Origin of the sequence: Ensifer sp. Root954 (assembly GCF_001429005.1) — a bacterium.
GTDB lineage: Bacteria > Pseudomonadota > Alphaproteobacteria > Rhizobiales > Rhizobiaceae > Ensifer > Ensifer adhaerens.
Genome location: NZ_LMJM01000050.1, coordinates 102,126 through 126,483, shown reverse-complemented (window position 1 = coordinate 126,483; position 24,358 = coordinate 102,126). Strand labels below are relative to the sequence as shown.

21 protein-coding genes are annotated in these 24,358 nt (G+C 62.3%); 8 read left to right on the top strand and 13 right to left on the bottom strand.

The window, feature by feature from the left end:
• Window positions 1-12: 12 nt before the first annotated feature.
• Both ASE71_RS29105 and ASE71_RS29100 read right to left on the bottom strand, forming a co-directional pair.
• Complete coding sequence (locus tag ASE71_RS29105; protein ID WP_060517941.1) at window positions 13-1,062, bottom strand: ABC transporter permease; 1,050 nt, start codon at window positions 1,060-1,062, stop codon at window positions 13-15.
• The gene (locus ASE71_RS29100; RefSeq protein ID WP_060517943.1) at window positions 1,059-2,576 is read right to left on the bottom strand and encodes a sugar ABC transporter ATP-binding protein; all 1,518 of its coding nucleotides are present in this window, start codon (window positions 2,574-2,576) and stop codon (window positions 1,059-1,061) included. Before ASE71_RS29100 ends, ASE71_RS29105 begins: the two co-directional genes overlap by 4 nt.
• Before the next feature lie 147 nt (window positions 2,577-2,723).
• On the opposite strand from ASE71_RS29100, the gene mtnK reads away from it, so the two are divergent.
• From mtnK to ASE71_RS29075, 5 genes are read left to right on the top strand one after another with little or no spacing between them, the layout of a single operon-like run.
• The gene (mtnK, locus tag ASE71_RS29095) at window positions 2,724-3,995 is read left to right on the top strand and encodes an S-methyl-5-thioribose kinase (protein WP_060517945.1); all 1,272 of its coding nucleotides are present in this window, start codon (window positions 2,724-2,726) and stop codon (window positions 3,993-3,995) included.
• Entirely contained in the window at window positions 3,992-5,086 is a 1,095-nt protein-coding gene (gene mtnA / locus ASE71_RS29090; protein WP_034796457.1) for an S-methyl-5-thioribose-1-phosphate isomerase, read from the top strand. The genes mtnK and mtnA overlap by 4 nt, the downstream gene beginning before the upstream one ends.
• A 4-nt stretch (window positions 5,087-5,090) precedes the next feature.
• Window positions 5,091-6,026 (top strand): transketolase, encoded by a 936-nt coding sequence (locus tag ASE71_RS29085; RefSeq protein WP_060517947.1) that lies wholly within the window; start codon window positions 5,091-5,093, stop codon window positions 6,024-6,026.
• 2 nt (window positions 6,027-6,028) lie between these two features.
• Window positions 6,029-7,030 (top strand): transketolase family protein, encoded by a 1,002-nt coding sequence (locus ASE71_RS29080; protein WP_060517949.1) that lies wholly within the window; start codon window positions 6,029-6,031, stop codon window positions 7,028-7,030.
• Complete coding sequence (locus ASE71_RS29075; protein ID WP_060517957.1) at window positions 7,030-8,148, top strand: RuBisCO large subunit C-terminal-like domain-containing protein; 1,119 nt, start codon at window positions 7,030-7,032, stop codon at window positions 8,146-8,148. Before ASE71_RS29080 ends, ASE71_RS29075 begins: the two co-directional genes overlap by 1 nt.
• Window positions 8,149-8,501: 353 nt before the next feature.
• Here the strand turns inward: ASE71_RS29075 and ASE71_RS29070 are convergent, their stop codons facing one another.
• From ASE71_RS29070 to ASE71_RS29050, 6 genes are all read right to left on the bottom strand, one after another.
• Entirely contained in the window at window positions 8,502-8,804 is a 303-nt protein-coding gene (locus tag ASE71_RS29070; protein WP_034796466.1) for an alkylphosphonate utilization protein, read from the bottom strand.
• A 397-nt stretch (window positions 8,805-9,201) separates the two neighbouring features.
• Window positions 9,202-10,896, bottom strand: a complete 1,695-nt coding sequence (locus tag ASE71_RS29065; protein WP_244496841.1) for a diguanylate cyclase — start codon at window positions 10,894-10,896, stop codon at window positions 9,202-9,204.
• A gap of 312 nt (window positions 10,897-11,208) precedes the next feature.
• Complete coding sequence (locus ASE71_RS36580; RefSeq protein WP_164475047.1) at window positions 11,209-11,385, bottom strand: hypothetical protein; 177 nt, start codon at window positions 11,383-11,385, stop codon at window positions 11,209-11,211.
• Window positions 11,386-12,155: 770 nt separating this feature from the next.
• The gene (locus ASE71_RS29060) at window positions 12,156-12,962 is read right to left on the bottom strand and encodes an aspartate dehydrogenase (RefSeq protein ID WP_060517961.1); all 807 of its coding nucleotides are present in this window, start codon (window positions 12,960-12,962) and stop codon (window positions 12,156-12,158) included.
• A gap of 29 nt (window positions 12,963-12,991) precedes the next feature.
• Window positions 12,992-13,534: a 3-hydroxyanthranilate 3,4-dioxygenase gene (locus ASE71_RS29055; RefSeq protein ID WP_060517963.1), complete on the bottom strand. Its 543-nt coding sequence runs from the start codon at window positions 13,532-13,534 to the stop codon at window positions 12,992-12,994.
• Window positions 13,535-13,555: 21 nt separating this feature from the next.
• Window positions 13,556-14,512 carry a dihydrodipicolinate synthase family protein gene (locus ASE71_RS29050; protein WP_034796473.1) on the bottom strand — a complete coding sequence of 319 codons (957 nt, stop codon included), beginning with the start codon at window positions 14,510-14,512 and terminating at the stop codon, window positions 13,556-13,558.
• Window positions 14,513-14,653: 141 nt separating this feature from the next.
• Here ASE71_RS29050 and ASE71_RS29045 point away from each other — a divergent pair, with 141 nt between their 5' ends.
• A complete protein-coding gene (locus ASE71_RS29045) occupies window positions 14,654-15,559 on the top strand; it encodes a LysR family transcriptional regulator (RefSeq protein ID WP_113544739.1) in 906 nt (301 codons plus the stop codon).
• A gap of 76 nt (window positions 15,560-15,635) precedes the next feature.
• On the opposite strand, the gene ASE71_RS29040 is transcribed toward ASE71_RS29045, so the two are convergent.
• From ASE71_RS29040 to ASE71_RS29020, 5 genes are all read right to left on the bottom strand, one after another.
• Complete coding sequence (locus ASE71_RS29040) at window positions 15,636-17,066, bottom strand: NAD-dependent succinate-semialdehyde dehydrogenase (protein ID WP_034796477.1); 1,431 nt, start codon at window positions 17,064-17,066, stop codon at window positions 15,636-15,638.
• Between the two features lie 200 nt (window positions 17,067-17,266).
• Window positions 17,267-18,508, bottom strand: coding sequence for a kynureninase (gene kynU, locus ASE71_RS29035; protein WP_060517966.1), 1,242 nt, complete (start codon window positions 18,506-18,508; stop codon window positions 17,267-17,269).
• 12 nt (window positions 18,509-18,520) lie between these two features.
• Complete coding sequence (locus tag ASE71_RS29030; protein ID WP_060517968.1) at window positions 18,521-19,444, bottom strand: ABC transporter permease; 924 nt, start codon at window positions 19,442-19,444, stop codon at window positions 18,521-18,523.
• A 7-nt stretch (window positions 19,445-19,451) separates the two neighbouring features.
• The gene (locus tag ASE71_RS29025) at window positions 19,452-20,231 is read right to left on the bottom strand and encodes an ABC transporter ATP-binding protein (protein ID WP_060517970.1); all 780 of its coding nucleotides are present in this window, start codon (window positions 20,229-20,231) and stop codon (window positions 19,452-19,454) included.
• A 139-nt stretch (window positions 20,232-20,370) separates the two neighbouring features.
• Window positions 20,371-21,357 carry an ABC transporter substrate-binding protein gene (locus tag ASE71_RS29020; protein WP_060517972.1) on the bottom strand — a complete coding sequence of 329 codons (987 nt, stop codon included), beginning with the start codon at window positions 21,355-21,357 and terminating at the stop codon, window positions 20,371-20,373.
• A 165-nt stretch (window positions 21,358-21,522) separates the two neighbouring features.
• Here ASE71_RS29020 and ASE71_RS29015 point away from each other — a divergent pair, with 165 nt between their 5' ends.
• Together ASE71_RS29015 and ASE71_RS29010 are read left to right on the top strand one after the other, a co-directional pair.
• Window positions 21,523-22,308 carry a GntR family transcriptional regulator gene (locus ASE71_RS29015; protein WP_060517974.1) on the top strand — a complete coding sequence of 262 codons (786 nt, stop codon included), beginning with the start codon at window positions 21,523-21,525 and terminating at the stop codon, window positions 22,306-22,308.
• Between the two features lie 235 nt (window positions 22,309-22,543).
• Window positions 22,544-24,280 (top strand): hypothetical protein, encoded by a 1,737-nt coding sequence (locus ASE71_RS29010; RefSeq protein ID WP_060518092.1) that lies wholly within the window; start codon window positions 22,544-22,546, stop codon window positions 24,278-24,280.
• The last annotated feature ends 78 nt before the right edge of the window (window positions 24,281-24,358 follow it).

Here is a 24,358-nt window from a genome sequence, read left to right as displayed (position 1 = left end):
AAGGGCACCCCTTCAGCGTTTGCCTCTTTTCGAGAGCGCAAAGGTGAAGATCAGGGCAGCGACGAGCACCGCGCCCTTGATGAAATCCTGGGTGTAATAGGGCGCGTTCATCATCGTCAGGCCCTGCAGCAGGATGCCGACGAAGAGCGCGCCGATCGCCGTGCCGAAAGCATTCGGCTTGGCGGCGCCGAGCACGGCAAAACCGATGAGCGCTGCGGCAACCGCATCGAGCAGCAGGTTGTTGCCCGACGCGATGTCTCCGCGACCAAGACGGGCGGCAAGCAGGATGCCGCCGATCGAGGCGAAGACGCCGGAAATGATATAGGCCGAAATCTTGTAGGCATTGACCGGCGCACCGGCGAGGCCGGCTGCCCGCTCGTTGGAGCCGACGGCATACATCATGCGGCCGAAGCGGGTGTATTCGAGGAAGAACCAGATGACGATCGCCAGCACGATCAGCACCACGACCGAAACCGGCACGAGGTTGGGCAGGACGAAATCGAAGCGGTGGCGGCCGAGTGCCAGGAAGGCCGGGCTGAAAGTGCCGCCGGCGACCGAGCCGTCGGGAAGCGTCATGCCTGTGGCAATCGACCGACCCTCCGTCGGGATGCGCTGGAGGCCGAGCAAGAGGAACATCATGCCGAGTGTCGCCAGCAGATCAGGCACGCGCATGTAGACGATAATGACGCCGTTGACGAAACCGACCAGGACGCCGATGGCAAGGCACACGAGCGTCGCCGTCAGTGCGTCGCCGCCCATCACCACCATCACATAGGACGAGGCCATCATCGCCGTCGTCGCGACCGAGCCGATCGAAAGATCGAAGCCGCCGACGACAAGCGTGGCCGTCACGCCCAGCGCCAGGATGCCGGTAATCGACACCGACTGCAGGATGAAGACCGCACTCTGCGGTGAGGCGAAGCCGCCGGTCACGAGCGAGAAATAGAGGACCATCCCGGCGAGAAGCAGGAGGAAGCCGTATTTGATGGCCGCCTCGCGAATTCCCGATGCGCTCGAAGGGACCGCAACCGGTGCTGCGGAATTGCTCTGTTCACTGCTCATGACGCATGGACCTGTTGATAGAATTGACCGGCGATTTCCGACAGGAGCCGCTCGACATCGATGTCGGCATTGCGGTGCTCGCCGACGATGGTCTGTTCCGACATCACGAGGATGCGGTCGGCGACTTCGAAGGCTTCGTCGAGTTCGGTCACGAAGAGGATCGTGGCGCGGCCCGCGGCCGAGGCGCGCAGCTTCTCGCCGATGTCGCGGCGTGCGGCGATGTCGACGCCCTGGAACGGTTCGTCGAGGATGAGCAGGCGCGACGGCTCGGAAAGCCAGCGCCCGACCATCACCTTCTGCTGGTTCCCGCCCGAAAGCGTCTGCAACTCGTCGCGCTCGCTGCGGCAGACGACACCGAGGGCGGCGATCTGCTGGCGTGCCTTGGTCTTTTCCGCCCGCCGGCTCGATATGCCGAAGCGCGAGAGCCGGCTCAGGAACGGCAGGCTGATATTTTCGTAGATGTTGAAGTCGGGCACGATGCCGCTTTCGGCGCGGTCCTTGGCGACGAGGAAGACGCCGCGGGCGATAGCCCTTCCGGTGCTTGCCGGCGCGTAACGCGCGCCGTCGAGCGTCATCTCACCGGCAAACGGAGCGCGCGCGCCAAACAGAGTTTCGGCAAGCGCGGTCTTGCCGACGCCGACGAGCCCGGTGACGGCGACGATTTCCCCGTCACGGAGCGTAAAATCGAAGGGGCGCGCCTGTTCCGACAACTTCAGGCCGCTGACCGCAAAGACCGGAGCGCCGCCGTCGCGCAGATCAACGGCGCCAGCCAAGACCTTGCGACCGAGCATGGCGTTGACCGCACCCTCATAGTCCAGTTCCGGCCCTTCGAAGCGGCCACTGATGCGGCCATCACGCAGCGCCACGATGCTGTCGGCCAGCCGCCGGATGTCCGACATGCGGTGGGAGATATAGAGAATGGCGACGCCGCGCGCCTTCAGCCGGTCGACGAGATCGAAAAGCCGGTCGGCCTCCGCGCTCGACAGCGACGATGTCGGCTCGTCGAGGATCAGCACCTTCGGCTCATGCGCCATGGCACGGGCGATCGCCACCATCTGCCGGTCGGCAAGCGTCAGGTCGTTGATATTGGCGGCAAGATCGATCGCAAGCCCCATGCGCGAGGCGACCGCGGCGGCCTCTCGGCGCACCCGACGCGGGTTGAAGAACAGCCGCGCACCGCGCCCGTTCAAGCGGTCGAGCGTTAGATTGGTGGCGACGTCGAGATCGGCGACCACCCCGTCATTGATGTTCTGATGCACGGTGACAACGCCGGCGCGGATCGCCTCGGCCGGGGCCGTCGGCTCGAAGGGCATGCCGGCGAGCGTGATCGTGCCGGCGTCGCGCGTGTAAACGCCGCTCAGGATCCGCACGAGCGTGGATTTGCCGGCGCCATTGGCGCCCATCAGAACGGTAACCGCCCCAGCCTTGAGATCGAGATCCACCCCTCGAAGAACCGGTACCGGCCCGAAAGATTTGCGCACGCCCTCAATGCGAAACACTGCCTGTTCGCTCATTCTCTCCTCCCGATGAAGGCAGGTTAGGATAGGCTTCCGTCAAATGTCAAGGCCATTGACATTTGCTAGAATGCCGCCTTAGTTGTGACCACACACGGCATGGCTGCGAGCGGTGGAGGCCCGCGCCATGCGTTGGAGGAAAACGATATGGACAAGCAGGTCTTCGAGGCGCTGAGCGCTGCGACGTTGCCGGAAAAACTCGGCGGAAACACCGTCCTGAAAGAAAAAATCGGGCCGGACTTTTCGCGCTGGAGCGTTAAGGAAGTCGGCGACGGCAACCTCAATCTGGTCTTCATCGTCTCTGGCGACAGGGGCGCTGCCATCGTCAAGCAGGCGCTGCCCTATGTGCGCCTTGTCGGCGAAAGCTGGCCGCTGCCGCTGAAGCGCTCCTATTTCGAATATCATGCCCTGAAGCGCCAGGCAGCGCGTGACCCCGGTCTCGTGCCGGAGATCTATTTCTTCGACGAATCCCAGGCGCTCATCGTCATGGAGTTCCTGACGCCGCACGTCATTTTGAGGCGCGCGCTGATCGACGGGCGGCAACTGCCGAAAATCGGGCGTGACCTCGGCCTCTTCGTCGCCCGCACGCTCTTTCGCGGCTCCGACCTCTCCATGGCCACGCGCGAGAAGAAGACAGACCTTGCGCTTTTCGCCGACAATATCGAGCTTTGCGACATCACCGAAAACCTGGTGTTTTCCGATCCCTATTTCGAGGCCGATCTCAATCGTCACACCACGCCCCAGCTCGATCCGATCGTGGCCGAGCTTCGCGCCGACCGCGACCTCAAGGTCGAAGCACAGCGGCTGAAACATCTGTTCTCGGCAAAAGCCGAAACGCTCTGCCATGGCGATCTGCATACCGGTTCTGTTATGGTGACCGACGACGAGACCCGCGTCATCGACCCGGAGTTCGCGTTCTACGGACCGATCAGCTTCGACGTCGGCATGCTGCTTGCCAATTTCTGGATGAGCTATTTTTCGCAGAGCGGACACGAAAACGCGCCCAGTGCCCGAGATGGCATGCGCACCTATCTGCTCGATACGGTCGAAGTCATCTGGGAAACCTTCCGCACCGAATTCGCCCATCTCTGGCGCACGGAGCGTAACGGCATTCTCTACCAGGCAAGCCTCTTTGAGGCGCGCAACGATCCGTTCGGTGCCGAACAGGCGCTCGATATCGTCATCGACGAGATCTGGCGCGAGATGTTGGGCTTTGCCGGCGTCGAGATGCACCGCCGCATCCTGGGGCTCGCCCACAACGCCGACTTCGAAACCATTGTCGACCCCGATCGCCGTGCTGCCTGCGAAACCAGGGCGCTGAAGCTCGGGCGTCACCTCGCCGTCAACCGGCATCATATCCACAGCCTCAAGGACATCCGCGCACTCGCGGAGCGCCTTCAGAAGGAGACATCAGCGTGAAAGTCGGAGAACGCCACTACCATACGATCTGGCTCAACGAGGACGGACGCTCCGTCGATATCATCGACCAACGCTGGTTGCCGCACGAGTTCCGCGTCGTGACGCTGAAAACGGTCGCCGATGTCGCCGTCGCCATCCGCGACATGTGGGTGCGCGGCGCACCGCTGATCGGCGTCACGGCCGCCTACGGTGTTGCGATTGCGATGGCCAAGGACCCGTCGAACGCCCATCTCGACGCCGTCTGGGAGGAACTCAACGAAACACGCCCGACCGCCATCAATCTGCGCTGGGCGCTGAACGCCATGCGCGACCATCTGCGCCCCTTGCCGGAAGGCGGGCGTGCCAAGGCGGCCTATGATCGTGCCGCCGAGATCGCGGCCGAAGATGTCGAACTCAATCGCGCCATTGGCGCAAACGGCCTGAAGGTCATCCGCGAGATTGCTGCGAAGAAGGCGCCGGGTGAACCCGTGCGCATCCTCACCCATTGCAACGCCGGCTGGCTTGCGACCGTCGACTATGGCACTGCGACTGCACCCATCTACATGGCTGTCGAGGAAGGCATTCCGGTGCATGTCTATGTCGACGAAACACGCCCGCGCAATCAGGGCGCCTATCTCACCGCCTGGGAAATGAACGGCCACGGTGTGCCGCACACGCTGATCGTCGACAATGCCGGCGGGCACCTGATGCAGCACGGCGATGTGGATATGGTCATTGTCGGCACGGACCGGACGACGGCCAATGGCGATGTCTGCAACAAGATCGGCACCTATCTGAAGGCGCTAGCTGCGCGCGACAATGGCGTCCCCTTCTATGTCGCCCTTCCCTCGCCGACGATCGACTGGACGGTCCGCGACGGGATCAAGGAAATCCCGATCGAGGAGCGAACCGCCGACGAGGTGAGCTTCGTCCAGGGGCGCGCCAGCGACGGCTCGATTGCCAGCGTGCGCATTTCGCCGGAGGGCAGCCCTGCCGCCAATCCGGCCTTCGACGTCACGCCCGCCCGACTCATCACCGGCCTGATCACCGAGCGCGGCATCGCAACACCATCGCCCGAAGGCCTCAAGGCGCTTTTCCCAGAACGGAGCTGAGACGATGACACTCACGAACCGGGTTTCAACGGAAGAGATCGCGCTCGGCATCCGCCGGCGGGTGTTCTTCCACACCATGAAGAACAATGGCGGTTACCTCAGCCAGGCCTGCTCGGCTGCCGAAAGCCTTGCTCTGCTCTATAACGAGCTTCTGACGCTCGGCGAGCCGACGTTGCCGAAGGTGCCGCTGCCGTTTCGCGGTGTTCCTTCGGCGCACAATCCGGACGCCTTTACCGGCGCCGGCTATCACGGACCGGTTGGGCCGGCGTTCGACCGTTTCTTCATCTCGCCCGCCCACTATGCGCTCGTCATCTATTCGGCGCTGATCGAGATGGGGCGCATGGACGAGCACGCGCTCGATCACTTCAACAAGGACGGCGGTTCGGTCGAGATGATCGGCGCCGAGCACAGCCCCGGCATGGAAGTGACCACGGGCTCGCTGGCGCAGGGTCTCTCCATGGCCTCGGGCGTCGCCTGGGCGCGGCTGCAGAAGAAGGAGCCGGGCAAGGTCTGGGTCTACATGTCGGACGGCGAGTTCCAGGAAGGCCAGACCTGGGAATGCCTTTCCGCGATGAGCTACCACGGCATCGACAACATCCGCGTCGTCGTCGACGTGAACCGCCAGCAATGCGACGGCGCCATGTCGTCGGTGCTCGACCTTGGCAATCTCGCCGCCCGGGTAAGCGCCTTCGGCGTCACCTGCCGGTCGGTCGACGGCCACGACCTGGAAGCGCTCAGGGCCGCGGCCGGAAGCGCCGAGCCCGGCAAGCCGCTGGTCATCCTCGCCAACACCTCGCCCTACCAGGGCATGGAGTTCCTCAAAAAGCGTTTCCCGCGACTTCATTACGTTCGCTTCAAGAGCGCGGAAGAACGGCTTGAAATGCAGGCCGCACTTGCGGCCGAACTCGGCGTCGACGTCGAAGCTATGAAAGGGGCCTGAACATGGTCGAGATCGTCAATCGTCCCTACGCCAAGGCATTCGAGACCTTCGCGACCGCGCGACCCGAAGTCCTCTGCCTTTCCGCCGACCTGACCTCGTCCTGCGAGGTCGACGGCTTCCGCGACCGGCATCCGCAGCAGTTCCTCTCGCTCGGCATGGCCGAGCAGAATATGTTGTCCTTTGCCGGCGGGCTGGCGATGGAAGGCTACCGGCCGTTCATTCACACCTTCTCGGTCTTCCTCTATCGCCGCCCCTATGATCAGTTGATCAACTCCATCGCCTATTCCAATCGCAAGGTGCGACTGATGGGCTTCCTGCCCGGTATCACCACGCCCGGCGGCATCACCCACCAGGCGATCGAGGACATTGCCGTTCTGCGCGCTGTACCGAACATGACGATCCTCGAGACCGGTGATGCGACCGAGGTGGAGACCGTGCTTGAAGTGGCCGACAGCATCGATGGCCCTGTCTATGTACGTGTGCTTCGCGGCGAGGTCCCGCGTCTCTTCTCCACGCCTTTCGCGTTCAACAAGCTGCGGGTTCTGTCCGAGGGCGACGACATTCTCGTCGTTTCCTCAGGCATCTGCACCGAGGAAGCACTGCGCGCCACCCAACCGCTTCAGGCACGCGGCATCGGCATCACCCATCTGCACGCCTCGACCCTGAAACCCTTCGATCGCGAAGGCCTTTTGAAGGCCGCGCGGGGCAAGAAGGGGATCGTCACGCTGGAAAACCACACCATCGTCGGTGGCCTCGGCTCGCTCGTTGCGGAAATTCTGGCCGAAGAAGGTCTTGGCATCCGCCTGAAGCGGCTGGGCCTCAATGACACCTTCGCCCATGGTGCGTCGAAGCCCTACCTCATGAAAAAGTATGGCCTCGACGCCGGCGCGCTCGTTGGCGCCATCAGCGAGTTGGTCGGCAAGCCGCTGGAGATCGGCGAGGACGAATTGATGGAGGTCCGCATCGACCACGTGCATTCGGCTCAGAAGGCGGAGGCGCTCTAGTGGCTCCGCGTTTCACCGTCACCTACTACGTGCAGGCCGCTGACGCCGACGAGGCTAAGGCGCGCGCACTCGATATCGCTCTGGAGCAGACCGTCGAAATTCCGCGCAGCGCCGTTCCCAAGGGCTACGTCGAGGATGAAATCCTCGGCAAGCTGGAAGACCTGAAGCCGGATCCGGTCGGCCGGCCGGGTTTTCTCGCCTCGATCTCCTATTCCGACGACGATGTCGGCGGCGACTTTCTGCAGCTCTTGAACGTCATCTTCGGCAACAGCTCCATCAAGCCCGGCCTGAAGGTCGAGGATATCGGTCTTTCGCCGGGTATCCTTGGGCTTTGCACAGGACCCCGCCACGGCATTGCCGGGCTTCGCGCCCGCGCCGGCGTGGGCGAAGGCCCTCTGTTGATGTCGGCGATCAAGCCCGTCGGGCTTTCGACATCCGAACTTGCGAGCCGCGCCCATGATTTCGCGCTTGGCGGCATGCACTTCGTCAAGGACGACCATGGTCTCGTCGATCAGGTGACGTCGCCTTTTAGTGAACGCTTGAAGGCCTGCATCGAGGCCGTCGGCGAGGCCAATGCCAAAACCGGCAGCAGGACAAGCTTCGTGCCGAATGTCACCGGGCCGGCTTCGGCCGTGCTTGACCGGGCGAAGGAAGCGCAGGCCGCCGGTGCGGGCGCCGTGATGCTGGCCCCGGCATTGACCGGCTATGATGTCGTGCGCACACTTGCGGCCGATCCCCACTTCAGCTTGCCGATCGTTTCGCACCCGGCCTTCTCCGGCGCAAATGTGGTTTCTGCCGATTGCGGCTTCTCGCACCGTTCGTTCTTCGGCACGCTGCATCGCCTGATGGGCGCGGATGCGGTGATCTACCCGAACTTCGGAGGCCGCTTCGGTTTCACGCGAGAGGAATGCCTGTCGATTGCTCGGGCCTGCGCGGCCGACATGAGGGGGCCGAAGGCGATCGTCGCTGCACCCGGTGGCGGCATGACCTTCGAGCGCGTTCCCGAGATGCGTGAGGCCTACGGCAACGACGTCATGTATCTGATCGGCGGCGCCCTGCTTCAGCAACCGAACCTCGTGGAGGCCTGCCGCCGCCTGGTCGCCGCGGTCCATAGCTAGACGCACTCGCCATGGGTCGAGCCGGAAGGGTCGAGCCGTGATGGTGCAGCCCTCGTATTCCCGTAGGCGAAAGGGCGGCCCTCCCGTTGCGCGGCAAGAGAAGCAGCTAGCGGATGGCCGCAGCCTGGGACCAGGCTGCCATCCAGCGCGACTGCGAGCTCATGGGCCGCAATCCGCTTAGTCGCGCTCCGTTGTCGCTATGCGTTGGAAGTGCGGGTCGGCATTACAACGGCCGAGAACGCCGACCAAACCGCTGGGCTAAGCGGCGACAACTCCTCGGCCCTCAAGCTGAGCGCTTCCGAAGACGTCGGCGCCGCTTCAGGACTGCCGATCACCTGTTACGCTTCGAACGTCTAGCGTTTGCGAACAAACTCAGTGCGTAGAACAAGACCTTTGATCGCCTCATGGCGGCAATCGATTTCTTCAGGATTATCAGTTAGCCGGATCGACTTGATCACCGTTCCCTGCTTCAGCGTTTGCCCGGCACCCTTTACCTTGAGATCCTTGATCAAAACGACTGAGTCGCCATCTGCAAGGACGGTCCCTGACGCATCGCGAACCTCGGCGGCTCTTGCTTTCTCGGCAGCAAGTTCGGAGGCTGGCCGCCACTCACCCGTTACATCGTCGTACACGTAGTCGTCGTTCTGGTCGCTCATGGTCTGCCTTGCATGGTTTTTCGGATCTTGCAGTGGTCGCGGCCGCGATCGCTGCAATAGGGGTGCACCCCTACCTTCTCTGCGGTGCTGACGCAAATGTCACGGCTCGTCCTTCGGTTTTGCTGCGATCTAAAACGTCGGTCGTCCGCTATAAGGCCGCATTTGCGCCGCGTGGCGGCCGGCATCCGTCGCCGCGCGGAGCGGACCCGCTTGCCTTTCGCAGGGCACTGCCTCGTATGCCCGTAGATCGTCTCCGCTTGTCCGGCCGAGCGCGAACATTGAAGCGGCCGTCTTCCGCCGGTTCGGCACTGGGCCGGAACCACTTCGGCCCGAAAGAAAGAGACATGGCCAAGCCCGCAACCAACCTCGGCCCCGTTCATTCAGCACTGTGAGTGCTCTAGTTGGCGAAGGCCTGTTCTTTCACAAAGATTTCCAGATCCGTCTCTGCCTTGATGGTGCTCCGAGTTCGATTTCGGCCCGCACTCTTTGCTTCGTAGAGGAGCTTGTCGGCCCGTTCATAGAGTTTCTCAAAACCTTCATCGCCGAAGGTATCCGCCACTCCCATGCTGGCGGTTACAGGTCGCTCGAGACCCGGAACGGTACTGGCGACAATTCCCGGAATTGCCTGTCGCCGGCGTTCGGCCAGGGTGGCGGCATCATTGCCGCGCAAGAGAAGTACAAATTCTTCACCGCCAAGACGGTATGCCCGCACGTCCGGCCCTGTCTGGAAAGCATTGGCTACAGCTTTGAGCACGGCATCTCCAACGGCATGTCCGTTTACGTCATTGATTGACTTGAAATGATCAAGGTCAATGACCGCCAGTGTTGCAAAGCCATCAGCTCGAAGCTGCGCGAACTGTCCCTCAATAGCTCGACGATTGAGCAATCCCGTCAATGGGTCCGTTTCGGAAAGCCGTTCAAGCAGATCGGCTTCGATGCGTGCGCGATCTCGCTCCCGCTTCATGGTCACGAAGCGATCAGCTACGCCGAGCGTGGTGAAGAGGGCTTCGAATAGACAGCCAGCATAAAACGCGAGCGTGGCGTCGATGCTGTCGAACCAGGGTACGACGCCCGTCACCAGACGGATCAAGCCGACCGCGATCATTGGCGTGTATCCGACTGCCTGAAATTTTGCCGCACGACTCCCGCGGCGCAATGCGTCGATCATCGACAGTATGAAAATGATGAGGATCGGTGCAAACGCAGCCGTGTACGCGGTCGATTGTATTGGCCGCGCAACGAACGGGAATGCCGCGTGAAACGCACTCAGGAACAATGCCGATGCCGCACAATAGGGTAGCAGACGCCGTAGTGCAGGATGCATCAGTCCAGGTTCGATGAAGCTGTACGTAAACATCGCTCCTGATGCGACCGTCATCCCGAAGAGCAAGGTGGTCATCCAGCTCAAAGTCATGGCCGGCGGGTCGAAAAATACGACTGACAAACTTGATGAGGTCATAATGGTCATCAGCAACGACAGCGTCAAAGCCGAGTGCCAGAGAACAAAAGGTTCGCGCAGGATCCGATAGAACGCCGCATTGAAGATCAGAAGCATGGCGAGCATGCCAGCTAGGCCTGCGACGAACGTCAGGAGTTGCATATCGTCGATGCTATCGACTGCGACATCCACTGGTGCAAGATATGCTCGCTCCAGTGTCATCCGATGGCTGGGCAAATCGATTGCGACGACGACTTGCCGCGTCGCATCTGTCACTACAGGCAGGGGAGCCTTGAAATACCCACCGGCCATTGAGCTGGGCAACGCTGCTGCAGAAACGGAGGCTTGCCGCACCGCGCCGTCCTGGTCGATTGCAAGGAGATGCACCGCCTCAAGTGCGCTCCGCCTGGAGAGAAAGTATCGAGGAGGGCTCTCGCCCGGCCTGAGATCGAAGCGAAGCAGTACTCGCTCGGAATCAATCGAGAATTTCCGGTCATCACAGGACCACCGCTCGGCTGCCAAAGCTATGGTGATCACGTTCTCTGAGATGCGGCCGGATGCCCAGCAGGAATTGCGAATGTTGCTGGAATCACCAGCGTGGGTCGATCCAACGCCCAGGTGCGTCAGCATCAACAAAAGCAGAAATACTGCCAAAGCACGACTTCGAAACCCACCCCCAAGCATAGGGCTTCGATACAGCCAGAAGCTTTCGATACCATTAAGCGCCGCAAAAACGCGCCTGTTATCGGCTCGGCGGAAGGCGCCGACCTTGCTATAGCGCCCGAACGCGAACCGTGGCCGCTCACACTTCCTGTCTTCAATTCTGGCGTAAGGCGCTGGACGACGACAAGCGGGCAATCATCCATGCGGCCGCTCCAGAAGAGCGCGCGACCGCCTCTCTTCATGAACTGCAACCGGACACGACGGAATTGAGATGGCTCTTTGAGGGTTTGCGCCGATCGCGCGCTAGAGCCGGTCGCCGCTTTCGATGGCGGCCGGTGCCTCTACTGGGTTCTCGGATGCCACGTGCTCCTCGGCAACACTCAAATCCAGTTTCCCCCAGATCGATAGTTTTTCGCCGTTGGGTTTAAGCTTTCGGGACTGCTTGATCTCAACGATATACGGCTTTGTCTGCTGACGCATCTTTCCTCCAGGCGACGAATCGCAGAGCAACTCTATCGCAACGCATTCGTCTCGCAAGCGGACCTTGCCCGAAGATCGTGCGAGAAACGGGCGTGTTTTCACTGTGGGTGTGGCAATGTGCTGCAGCGCGCTGCGTCCATTCGGGTAGGGGCGCGATTGCGCTGATGCCACTGTCAGATCTGTTGCTCCATGTGCGGGCTCGATGACGCAGGTCTGACCGTAGAACGGCTGCGCCTCGCTCTTGTTCCCGGAACGGGCTTCACAAAGACAGGCATCGAGCCACTCGCAGGCTTACGTCGCTCGCCGGCCATCGCTACTTCCTCTGCGGCATCAACCCGCGTTCTAGACGTTTTGCCGGGGTTCGAACTTCGCGGTGACCATCTCGCTCTCCTTCGAGACGAGCCTGGCGGGCAAGAAGTTGATCCAGCCTTCGTTCGGCAGCAGGCACATTGGCGCGCATCACTGTATCGCGTAGCTTTCGCGCAATGCGATTCTGTCCCGCTTATCCCCCGTTGACAGCAGGAAAAACCACCTCCTACCTCTCCTGGATCGGCCGACGGCTTGCTAGGAAGAGCGTGAAAACCCGCGTCGGAGCGACTGCCCCCGCAACGTCTGGGCGTTCAAGCACCACCGCACGCGTGATGCCTTTCACCGACGATGCCAAAGGTGGTTTCGATAGAGCCAACGGATAAAGCGGCGCATGCGGTTGCCGGCGGGACAAAGATCTGCCCGGAACGGCAATGGCCGAGCAGTCGAGCGGCAGCTACCGACTAAAGGACAAGCGCGCTTGTCCTGTTCTCGATCAGGCGAACGAGGTTCAGTGCCGTCATCTCCGAGGATTTCGGATTGGTTGCGAGCGGGCGGTTCTGAAGGCGGATTTCGAGTGTGCCGAAGGCGCCGCGGGCGATAATGCTGTGCGTGTTTTCCACTGCTTTGGGATCGGCGACGAGCTGCACACGCGTATGTTCCATACCGATGCCGGCAAGGGAGATGGTCGCCGCCACATTGGCATTTTGCGGAAAGGCCGTCGCCGCCTCAGCGGCCGATCCTGCAAAGAAAGCTTCCGCTTCCTGAAGTTCGCCTAGGCGACAGCACTCTTCGGCGGGCGTCCCAAACCAGGCCCTCGCGGGCTTGGTGATGATGTGCTCCACGCTGTCCAGACCCAACCGTGAGGCCGCCGAGAGCGCATCGATGCCGCCGAGCGCGCCCGGCGGTATGATAAGCTTGCAACCGTTCCGCCGCGCAAGTTCCACGAGTTCGTCGAGCACGGTGGCATCCACCAGGGCCGAGGTCGAGGACACCGCGAAATCCATGCCCGCCGCCAATGCCGCCCGGGCGAAGGGCTGGACGCTTTCGCGGCTCGCCGCCTCGACGACCAACGTCGCGCCGGTCGCCGTCAGCGCTTCTGGACCGGCAACATGAACCGCCCCTTCCGGCATGGTCGCTTCGATTTCCCTGGGATCGCGCACGGCGATCCCGACAATCCGGGCGTTCGCGGCCCGCGCCTTAAGAAGTGCTGCCACCCGCTGTCCGATGGCGCCCCAGCCCACGAGGCAGATGGCTTCGACTTTCGACATGACGATCCTTTGCTGGTTGGCTGCCGGGTTCAGAGCGTCACCCAGCCCTCGGGCGGGGTCTTGCCGGGGTGCACGGTTCCGCATTTCGGGCACGTGCGCAGCTTTTCGTCCGCGTAGAAGGCCTGATAGATCGGCGGCAGATCGTCGACGATGGATTCGAGGTCTACCTCCGCGCGGCGCACAAGCTCCGTGCATTCGAAGCAGTACCATTCGACAGCGTCGAGCAGGCCCTCAGGCCGCGTGGGTTCGATCACAAGGCCGATCGATCCCTCCATCGGCCGCTGCGGCGAGTGGCGCACATGCGGCGGCAGCAGGAAGATGTCGCCCTCCCGGATCGGCACGTCGTAGAATTCCTTGCCGTCATAGAGCTTCAGCACCATGTCGCCCTTTAGCTGGTAGAAGAACTCCTCGACGGGATCGTCGTGATAGTCGGTGCGCTTGTTGGGGCCACCGACTATCGTCACCATGAGGTCGGCGTCTTTCCAGATCTGTTGGTTGCCGACCGGCGGCTTCAGCAGATGCTTGTGCTCGTCGATCCACTTTTGCAGATTGAACGCCTTGAGCTTCGTCATCGATATTCCTCCCTGTCCCGTTCAGCGCAGTTTCAGGCCGCATTCCTCGAAGGCGGCTCTGGTCAGTCTCTTTTCCGCATCCGTCAGCTCCAGCAGTGGCTGGCGGACGGCTCCCCCCACTTGGCCAAGCAGTTCCTGCCAGTACTTCTGGTGCGCATGGGGCTTTTCCGCGGGCTTGGACTTGCGGAAGGCGTCACGCACCCCTTGCAGGCTCGCGCTGACGGCGCGGCTCTCCTCGGCCTTTCCGGCAAAGGCGAGTGCTGTGTACTCGGCCATGCGCCGGTCGGCCTTGGTCTGGAGCGTGTAGGGTGGCGACGAGCAGAGATAAAGCTGCCAACCGAGTTCCAAGACGTTATCCAGCCATTCCTCTTCCGAAGCGGTCGAGACGAGGATGCGGTCGCCGGCGAGCGCCGTCAGCGCCTTGTACATGGCGCGCGGCACCGAATACTTGATCGCTACCACCGTCTCGATGTCGGCAAGCCGGTTGCACAGTTCCGGGCTCATCAGATAGCCGCTGTCGGGATGCGACCACAGCGCCATGCCGATATCCACCTTTGAGGCGATGGCCTCATAGTAGCGCAGCAGCGTTTCGTCCTGCTGCTTGAAGAAATGCAGGATCGGCGCATGCACGACGATGTAGTCGGCGCCGCAGGCCTGCGCATGACGGGCAAGATCGATCACCACATCCATGTTCTGGTCGGAGCAGGACATGATCGTCTGCGCCCGTCCTCCGGCCGCTTCCACCGATAGATCGAACATCCGCTTGCGCTCGTCGACCGACATGGAAAAGAACTCACCCTGCTTGCCGGCAATGAAGAGGCCGTCGATACCGAGATCGGAAATCCAATGCTCGACATTGCGGCGGTAGCCCTCTTCGTCGATGGCGCCATCGGCCGTAAACGGCGTGTTCGCCGCCGCCCAGATGCCGCGCATCGTGGCACGGGAATGGGCCTTTGCATCTTTACGCTGGTATTTCATGACGCTCCCTGTCGCATGTCCGTCCGGTGGCGCGTGAAGCAACCGCTCCGGTCTCTCTCGGCGCATTTAGCGCAGGATTTTTTTATTCATTAAGACACATAGTCTGTATATATTCATGCCGAAATCAGTATGGATCCCGCGATGCTCAATCTCCGTCAGATCAAGTGTTTTCAGGCCGTGGTCGAACTCGGCAACTTCTCCCGCGCCGCCGAACGCTTGCGCACCAGCCAGGCCGGCATCTCGCATGCGATCCGCGACCTCGAGGCGCTGCTCGGCGCGCGGCTCTTCGACCGCACGACCCGACGCGTCGAACTGACCGAGGCCGGTCGGGTCTTTGCGGCGGCCGCGCTGCCCGGCCTTGCGGAAATCGAGCGCGCCGTCGATGCGGTGCACGATCTCGGGCAACTGAGAACGGGCCTGGTGCGCATCGCCGCCCCGCCCTTCCTTGGCGCAACCGTGCTGCCGCGCCTGCTGCAGGAAGTCGCTCAAAGCCATCCGAACCTCAAACTCAGGATCGAGGACGTCGTGACGGACATGATCGCGCCCCGGGTGCGCAGTGGCCTCTGCGACCTCGGCGTCGGCACCTTTGCCAGCGACGAGGACGGCCTTGAGATCCAACGCGTGCTGCGCGACCAGCTGATGGTTTTTGCGCCCGAGGGCCACGCCATCTGCACGAAGGCCGAAGTGGCCTGGTCCGCGCTTTCCGACCAGCCGATCATCACGCTGACGCGCGAAAGCAATATCCGTCTTCTGACCGAGGTCGGCTTCGAAAGCGCCGGCGTGCCACTGCGCTCTTCTCTCGAAGTGCACCAGATCAACACCGCCCTTTCGCTCGTCGAGCGGGAGGCGGGGGTTGCCATCCTGCCGACCTATGCCTTTACCGGCCTCAACGGTCGGAAGATCTCAGCCCGCCCGTTGGTCGAGCCGTCGATTGCCCGCGATGTCTCTGTCATCACGGCGCGCGAACGCACGCCCTCCCCCGCGACGCTCGCGGTGCGCACACTGCTGCGCAAGGTGCTGCGCGACATGGTCCCGGTTGTCGGCTGATGGAACGCAAGAAGGCCGAAACCACCCAGACAGCGGTTTCGGCCTGATCATCCATTCATTGCGGCGCGCGATGCCGTCAGGCGGTGCGCAGCGAGACGTTCTTGACGACGGTGTAGTGATGCAGGCCCTCCGCGCCACCCTCGCGGCCAAGGCCGCTTTCCTTGACGCCACCGAACGGCGTTTCGGCGACGGAGGCCTCGAGCGTGTTGATCGAAAGATTGCCGGCCTCGATGCCCTGCATCAGGCGGTCGATGTTGGCGGCCGAGTTGGTGAAGCCATAGGCGGCAAGACCAAACGGAAGCGCATTCGCTTTCGTAAGCGCTTCGTCGATCGAGGCAACCGGATTGATCAGCGCGAGCGGGCCGAAGGGCTCTTCGCTGAGCGCGCGGGCATCATCCGGCAGATCGGCAATCGCGGTCGGCGCGAAGAAGTAGCCCTTGCCGTCCAGACGTCCGCCGCCGCACAGGATGCGGGCGCCCTTTGCGCGCGCATCGTCGACAAGCTCCTGGAGGGCAGCGATGCGGCGATCGTTGGCCACCGGGCCCATCTGCGTCCCTGCGTCGAGGCCGTCACCGACCTTGATCGAACGCGCCTTCTCCACGAAGGCGTCGGTGAAGCGCCTGTAGAGCGTTTCGTGCACGAAGAAGCGCGTCGGCGAGGTGCAGACCTGGCCGGAATTGCGATACTTGCGGGTGGCGCAGGCAATGCCGGCCGCAACCGGATCGGCATCCTCGCAGACGATGACGGGCGCGTGGCCGCCAAGTTCCATCAGCGCCGGTTTCATCACTTGCGAAGCGAGCGTCGTCAGGTGCTTTCCGATGACGGTCGAGCCGGTGAAGGCGACCATGCGGATCCGGTCCTGAGGGATGAGATAGCCTGAGATTTCGGCGGGGTGGCCGAAGACGAGGTTGAGCACACCGGCAGGAAGGCCTGCATCGTGGAACGCCCGCGCTATGTGCACGACGCCGGTTGGCGTCTCCTCGGACGCCTTCATGATGATGGAGCAGCCGGCCGCAAGTGCGCCGCCGATCTTGCGGGCGGGCTGGCTCATCGGGAAGTTCCAGGGCGAGAACGCCGCGACCGGGCCGATCGGTTCCTGCAGCACGATGTAGCGGATGCCCGGCGCGCTCGGGATAACCCGGCCGTAGAGACGCACGCATTCGCCGGCGTCCCATTCGAAGAATTCGCAACCGCGAATGACCTCGGACCGCGCCTCGGAAAGCGGCTTGCCGTTTTCGAGCGTGATCGAACGCGCGATCTCCTCTGAGCGCTCGCGCATAAGCTGGGCCGCCTTCAGGATGATCGCCGCGCGGGCAGCCGGCGATGTCCGGCTCCAGGCCTGAAAGCCCTGCCAGGCAGCGTCCGTTGCGTCGGCGAGATCCGTCTCGCGGGCGACCGCCACCTTGCCGATGACATCCTCATTGGCGGGGTTGATGACGGCGAGCGTCTCAGAGGTCGCCCTCCATTTGCCGCCGATATAGAGCTGAGCATGCGTATCCTGAGCCATGAGATTGCCTTTTCGCCATTCCTTCAGAGGCTGCGCCTTCCTGTTCCGGTAATGGATGCAATCAGCGGTCTAATATAACAATCCACATAGGTTGAATGAATTGATATCGAGATGTGATAAGTCTCGAGCCAGCCCAAACGAAAAAAAAGCGCCTTCCCGGACAGGGAAAGCGCTTTTCCATTTTTCACAAGCGATCGCGATCAGGTCACGGCGCTACGGACAGCAAAGCGGGCGTCGCGCCAAGCGCCAGTCTCCATCACGTCATGCAGCACGTCCACGGCGTTCCACACATCCTTAAAACTCGTATAGAGCGGTGTGAAACCGAAACGGATGGTGGCCGGGGCGCGGAAGTCACCGATGACGCCCCGCTCGATCAGAGCCTGCATGATTTCATAGGCCCCCTCGTGCTCGAAGGAGACCTGGCTGCCGCGCACCGTGCCGTCCCTTGGACCGACCAGCTTCAGGCCATGCGCGCCGCAACGCGCTTCGACGAGCTTTATGAAGAGGTCGGTGAGTGCGATGCTCTTCCGGCGGATGGCCGTCATGTCCACTTCATCCCAAAGATCGAGCGCGGCCGAAAGCGTGCGCAGCGACAAGATTGGCTGCGTGCCGGAGAGGAAGCGCAAGATGCCCGCGCCGCCGTCGTAATTGCGCTCGAAAGCGAATGGACGGGCGTGGCCCCACCAGCCACTGAGCGGTTGGCTGGCCTTTTCCTGATGGCGCCTGGCGACATAGATAAAGGCTGGCGCACCGGGGCCACCATTCAGATACTTGTAGGTGCAACCGACGGCGAAATCGACGTTGCAGCGATCGAGTTCCACCGGCAGCGCACCGGCCGAATGGCAGAGATCCCAGACGACGAGCGCACCCACATCGTGCGCGCGCTTGGTCAGCGCCGCCATATCGCGCAGAGCGCCGGTCTTGTAGTTGACGTGATTGACGAGCACCACGGCGACGCTCTCGTCGATCAGGCCTTCGATCCGCGGGCCATCGACGCCCTCAAGCCGCAGGACGGTACCCGGCCGCGTCGCAATCACGCCCTCAGCCATGTAAAGATCGGTCGGGAAGCTCTCGCTTTCCGCGACAATGACCTTGCGCTCCGCATTGAGGCCGAGTGCGGCGTGCAGCGCCTTGTAGACATTGGCCGAGGTGTGGTCGGTCACGGCCGTCTGGCCGGGTGCTGCGCCAATGAGGCGGCCGACGCGGTCGCCGAGCGTCAGCGGCAGGGCGAACCAGCCAGCCGTGTTCCAGCTGCGAATGAGGTCGCGGCCCCATTCGAGTTTCGCGGCCTTCTCGATTTCGGCATAGGAGGCAAAGAGCGCCGCGCCGAGCGAATTGCCGTCGAGATAGGTGACGCCTTCGGGCAAATCAAAGCGCTTCTTGAAGGCCGCGAGCGGGTCGTCGCGGTCGAGCGCCTCGACAGCATGGATATCGATGTTCATGGGGCAGTCCTTCTATTCACGGACGGTTTCGCGGGCCGGCATCGGGCCGCGGGCGCGCTTGAGGGTTGGGAGCGCCAGCATGGCGAGCACGAAGAGGCCGGTGGCAAGTTTCAGGTCGGTCGGCGGCATGCCGGCGGCAAGGCAGAGCGAGACAAGCTGGTAGTAGACGATGGCTCCGACGAAGGGTGCCGCAAGCTGGCGCCGGATCGTCTGCTTGCCGACAATGGCTTCGCCGATCATCAGCGCCGCAAGACCGTTGATCAGCGTACCGATGCCCATGTTGACGTCCGCAAACCCCTGCGACTGCACCATGAGCGCGCCGCTGGTGGCCGAGAAGGCACCGGCTAGACCGACCCCGCCGATGGTGAAGGCCCAGATGCTGATCCCCTGCGCTTCCGCCATATCCGGGTTGGAGCCGACGGCGCGCATGGCCGTTCCGCGTTCGGTCCGGAAATAGAGGTTCAAAAGGCAATAGACGGCAATGCCGAGCAGTCCTGCAACGACGATCTTCGCGACCGGGAAACCCGGCTCGGCAAAGGGTACGCCATCGAAAATGGTTGGCGTGCCGTACACCGAGAGGTTGGACTTGCCCATCAGCCGCAGATTGATCGAGTAGAGCATCGTCATCATCAGAATGCCGGCAAGCAGCGTGTGGATACGGAAGCGCAGATGCACGAAGGCCGTGCAGCTACCCGCCAGGAAGCCTGCGGCCATCGCAACGAGGATCGCCAGCCAACCGGGTGCGCCACCGGCGAGCGACAGCGCGCAGACGCAGCCGCCGAGCGGGAACGCGCCCTCGCTCGTCAGGTCCGGAAAATTCAGTGTGCGGAACGGCAGCATGATGCCGAGAACGATGAAGGAAAGGATGAGGCTCTGCGCCAGCGTGACCGGGACGAGCGTGATGAAGTTCGAAAATATCGTAGAAACCGTTTCCATGTCCGTCTCAGCTTGCGAGCAGCATCCGGTCGGTCTTCATGCCGAAGTGACCGATGAGTTTCGGGATCGTGACCTCGACCTTTTCCGCGCCGGTGATCTCGAGCCGGATCTGGCCGGCATCGAGCATCACCACGCTATGGCCGAAATCGACAGCGTGCTGCATGTTGTGCGTCACCATCAGGGTGGTGAGATTGAAGGCTTCGACCGCGCGCACCGTCGCCTGCATGACGATGTCAGCCGTGCGGGGATCGAGGGCTGCGGTGTGCTCGTCGAGGAGCAGCAGATCCGGCTGGTCGCAGGTCGCCATGATCAGCGAAAGCGATTGGCGCTGGCCGCCGGAGAGCAGTTCGACGCGCGTGTCCAGCCGATTTTCCAGCCCAAGGTTCAGCGCCGCGAGGCGTTCGCGGTAGCTCGCGAGCCGCCTGGCATTGAGGCCTCGGCTAAGGCCGAGTTTCTTGCCGCGCAATTCGGCGAGCAGCATGTTTTCCGCAACCGTCATCGAGGCGGCGGTGCCTTTCATCGGATCCTGGAAGACCCGGGCCACCCGTGTCGCACGTTTGTGCACGGGCAGTGCCGTCACATCGTCGCCGTTAATGAGGATCTTGCCTGAATCGAGCATGAGCGCGCCGGAAATGGCATTGAGCATGCTGCTCTTGCCGGCGCCGTTCGATCCGATGACGATGGCGAAGTTGCCGGTCGGAAGCGTCAGGCTGAGATCGTTGAGGGCGATCTTCTCGTCGGGCTGCCCCTTGTAGAAGACCTTTCGTGCAGATCGGATTTCGAGCATCCGTTCCTCCTCTGAGCAATTCCGTAGAGGCCGCCTCCGCAGCCTTGCTTCCGGAATTCATGTAAATACGAATGGACAGGGCGCGCGCGGCGCGCTCATGGACGGCGGCGTCGTGGCCGCCGCCGTTGCTGGCGTCGGATTACTCGACGATGCAGTTGCAGTCGGCGAGCGAAGCCGGGATCTCGACGCCGAAGGCCGACATCGCCTTCTTCGAGATCAGCGCCTGGTGATCTTCATAGGCGGGGAAGACCGGAGCGATGGACTTCGGGTCCTTGCCCTTCAACACTTCGGCTGCGATCTTGCCGGCGTTCTTGCCGACCTGTTCGTAGTTGACGGCAAAGCTAGCCGGCACGAAGCCTTCCCGCACGGCCGTATCGACGGCATTTACTACCGGGATGCCCGACTGGCGCGCCGCCGACGCGACGGCTGCGATGGCCGGCTGGATCATGTTGGACGTCGGGCCGTAGATCACGTCCACCTTGCCGGAGAGCGAGGTGATGCGCTGCTGGATGTCGTTGAGGTTGTCGACGCCGACTTCGACGACTTCAAAGCCCTGTTCCGGAGCAATTTTGCGCACCGCTTCAAGCAGCGCAACGTCGTTGGCTTCGCCCGGATTGTAGGGAAGGCCGAGGCGCTTGGCGTTCGGCAGAAGCTTCTTGGTAAACGCGAGCACGGCCGCCATGTCCTGGCTGTCGGTCGCCCCAGTGATGCCGTCGTCGCCGCTTTCCTTGGACGGGACGAGCTTGGCGGCGACCGGATCGGTCACGGCCGTGAAGATCACCGGGATGCCGGAGCCTGCGAGCGCCTTCTTGGCGATCTGCGAAACCGGGGTGGTGACGGTGTAGACGAGCTTTGGCTGTTCGGCCTGCAGCTTGGCGATCATCTGCGGCACCAGCGAGGCGTCGAAATTGGTGTGGCTCTCCGTGTAGACGACGTCCTTGCCCTCGACGAAGCCGTTTTCGGCGAGCGCCGCCTTGAAGCCGGCGATGGCGGCGTTGAGCGGTGGGTGTTCGCCGAAATTGGCGATGCCGATGCGGATCGGATCGGCAGCCGCCGAACCGATGCCGGCAAGCACCAGACCGGCTGCCATCAGGCCCGTGATGAGTTTCGATTTTGTCGTGGCCATGTGTTCCTCCTCCAGCTGTCGCAGTGACAGCACGAGGGATGAGGAAGCGCAGCCCAACGACAAAGTCAACGATATAGTATACAATTATAGCAATTGGCGATTATCATATATTATTCTCGCATATATGATCACCGAACATTTGGGCGGTGAATTTTGGAGGTGCCTTTGGTCGACGAGCAGGAAAACAGCACAAAAACAGAGGCCGCCTACAGGATTTTGCGAACCGAGATCCTCATGGCCCGTCTGCAACCGGGGGCGCCGTTGCGGCCCGACCTTCTGAGCAAAACCTATGATGTCGGGCGGACGCCTCTTCGAGAGGCGCTGTCGCGGCTGGAGGCCGAGCGGCTGGTAGTGGCGATCTCCAACCGCGGCTTCACCGTCGCACCCGTGTCGCGCAAGGGGCTGGAGGATCTGACAAAAGCCCGCGCAGTCGTCGAAATCCCTCTGTTGCTGGAAGCCATGGAGCGCGGCGGCTCGGAATGGGAATCGGCGATCGTCACGGCGCACTACCGTCTGTCTCGTTGCAAGACGATCGTCGAGGATTCTTCCGACCTTGCCGTGGATACCTGGATGGAACGGCACGAGGCATTTCACGCCGCCCTCTTGAGCGCTGCGCAATCGAGTTGGCTGATGCACTTCCGCTCGACCATCTCCGACCAGCTCCAACGCCACTACCGGTTCCTCGCCTTCGCCCCTGTTCTGCGCGCGGCGCACGGAGAGACGACCGGCTACGCGGAGGCCATGGCCGCGCTGCATAAGGCGCAATCCATCGGTCCGCACACCGAGCTGATGGAGGCCGTACTCGACCGCAACGCCGAACGCGCTCGGATCCTGATGGACGAGCATTTCGGCTATCCGCTCGAAGTCTACGCCGTCGAGGAAGGGGAAGTTGCGTCATCTGGATCCCGCAAACCATCAACACGCCCGGGAACTCATAAGAAATCCGCATGAATTAATGCTGATTAAGGCGATTGTTATGGGGAAAGCGACCCTGTTTCATGGCGCCTAAGCAAACGGAAGCGGCGTGATTTGCGCGGGCATGAGGAGGCCTTCGCGATCAACTGACACGACGAAAGAAGAATTCGGAACGCGACACAGGGGTGTGTTCGCCGCCGAGCTGTCGTTTGCTTGCGCCGCTGCCAGCCTTGGACGCGTCCGTTCACCGATATTCCAGGAGGAGACCAACATGCCGAGAAGGCTGATCATCACGTGCTCAATTTTGTGTCTGGCCGCGGGCACTGCGCTTGCCGCGGGTTGGGAAAAGGAAGTACCGACGGAGATCAACATCCAGGATCCCCACCTCAAGCGCTGGTCGGAACTGACCTACGACAAGCAGCCGCCGGCGCTGACGCCGGGCAAGGACTACGGCATGGATCCGGCGACGGGCAAGTTCAACGCGCCGCGCGCCACAGCACTCGGCGCATCGCCGAACTTCCCCGGCCAGCTCACCCATTGGGACGACAAAACCTACAAGAGCAACGTCGAGGAAATCGCCTTCTACCCGCACATCACGTCGCCCTGGCATGCCTGGCCCGACGTCGCGGATTTTGACGGCAAGCGCTACATGTACCTGCATGACCGCGACTACATGCGCGTGCTCGACATCACCGACCCGGCCAAGGCCAAGGTCGTCTATTCCAAGGGCGGCGTCTGGGGACAGGACGGTTCAAGCGAAGACTGGGACGCCAAGACGGTCCAGGACTATTTCGGCGGTATGACGATTGCCTGGAGTGAAAAGCTCCAGAAAAACGTCGTCGTAGCCTCCTACGAGATCGGCCGCTTCGGCATTCTCGACAACAAGCGCACCCAGCCCGACATCGTCGAGACGCTACGCCACTACAATTCGCTCAAGGGCTTCAAGGTCTACGAGATGAACGGGCCGCTGCCGAGTGACTGGACGCTGATCGCCACCCGCACGACCGACATCAACAACCCGGACGCGCCCATCGGCAAGCAGCAGGGCTCCGGTTCGCTCGACGCACCCGCCTGGTTTGGCGGCAAGTACATGTACCTCTCGTCGGCGCCCGACGACAGCTACGCATTGACCGAGTATCCGGACTACCTGCATTCGCCGGGCTACCAGGCTTGGGACATGACGGACCCGGCCAATCCTCTTTTCGTCAGCCAGGTCACCGTTCCCGGACAGGTCGTCGGCGACAAGGCAAGCGAGGACGCCTACCTGATGAACCCGCGCGCCGGCAACCGCACGTCTTGGATGGGCTCGCGCATGCCGCTGTTCCTGCCGAAGCCGGTGGAAAAAGGTGGCAAGATCGGCTTCGGCGCGATGGGCGGCCTCGGCTTCTACACCTTCGATCTCACCAATCCCGGCACGCCGGAAATGATGGGCCATCTGAGCATCCCGCCAAGCTTTGCCGGTACCGAATTCGACAATGCCGATACCAGCCAGTACGAGCGCACCGGCTATGTCTTTGCCAACGGCTACCCGATGAACTCCAACTGCTACGAGCCCTACAAGGACGTGCTGGTCATCGACGCCAAGGATCCGAAGGACCCGAAGGTCGTCGCCACCTTCCCGCGTCCGACACCCCCGGCAGAGGCCGAATTCACCGACTATTGCCAGCGGCGCGGCAGTTTTGGTCCGAAGCGGTCCGGCACGACCCACCAGCCCGGTTACAGCCGGCAGGGCATCCTGCCTTATGCCTTCTACAATGCCGGGCTGCAGATCTTCGACGTCAAGGACCCGAAGGATCCGAAGATCGCCGGCTACTACGTGCCGCGCTTCCCCAAGCCTGAGGAAATGCCCGAATACACCTATGAAAACGCCAGCTTCGCGGTCTTTACCGAGTACGACCGCAACATCATCTGGCTGATCAGCATCGACGGCATCCGCGCCCTGAAGACGCCGCTTCTCGGTGTACCGAAAACCGGCCTTGCCGGCGAAGTCTGGCCGCCGCGCGGGTAACCCCCGACTGGCCGGTATCGCAAACGATACCGGCCCTTTTTTCTCTCATTCCATACAGACCCGCTCAGCACCCGCTTG